This window comes from Rhodococcus quanlei (assembly GCF_055231015.1).
This window is the reverse complement of the sequence record NZ_JBUYWD010000050.1, coordinates 1-709: the sequence shown is the minus strand read 5'-3', so window position 1 is coordinate 709 and position 709 is coordinate 1. Positions and strand designations below refer to the sequence as shown.

The window sequence follows — 709 nt, the reverse complement described above, 5'->3', positions numbered from 1 at the left end:
CGCCGATGTCCTCGAGCGTGTTGAAGAGGCCCTCGAAGAAGCCTTCTTCGGGTGCGTCGCTGCAGGCTTTGTCGAGGGCTTGCGCGGTGAGGGCGGCCAGCTCGCTGTGTTGTCGCAGGAGGCGTTCGGCGCGGTCGATGATGTCTTGGAGTTCTTGCCGTGCACGTCTGAGTGCATCGGTGGCTGCATCCAAACGTGCTTGGGCGGCGGCCAATTGGGTGTCGTCGGTGTAGGTTCGGCCGGCCTCGTCGAGACCTGGGTCGGCTTCTGCCCGTTCCACCTGCTTTTTGGCGGCGCGGGCTTCGTCTTCGAGTCGCTGCGCCGTCTTCTGCATCGATTCGAGGTCCATGCCCCAATCGCGTAGTGCGACAGAGGCATCCTGCAGTCCGGTGCCCGCATCGTCGAGGCATTTGGGGAGCTCGCCGACCTCGTTGCGGAAGGCGGTCGCTGCTTCTCCGCGCCAGATTCCGTCGGAGTGGCCGACTCGCACCAGGGAGTCGTGGGCTTCGCGAACCTTGTCCGCTACTGTGCGGAGTTCGGTGGCCAGGAGTCCGACTGTGTCGGCGTTGCCGGGGGCCGGATCGAATCCGATGTTCGGGTACGCCGCGCTGGGCAGCGGGATTCCATTGGTTATGTAGTGGATGGGCAGTGTCATCAGAGGTCCAGACTCGCGCCCGGCGGGCGTTCGGGACTCGTTCCAGGGTCAGGC

At 65.0% G+C, this 709-nt stretch carries 1 protein-coding gene; it reads right to left on the bottom strand.

All coding sequences use genetic code 11. From position 1 onward, the window contains the following. Positions 1–655: putative T7SS-secreted protein (locus ACZI8Q_RS20685; RefSeq protein WP_463375451.1), on the bottom strand; the 655-nt coding region annotated here is incomplete at its 3' end. Between the last annotated feature and the right edge of the window lie 54 nt (positions 656–709).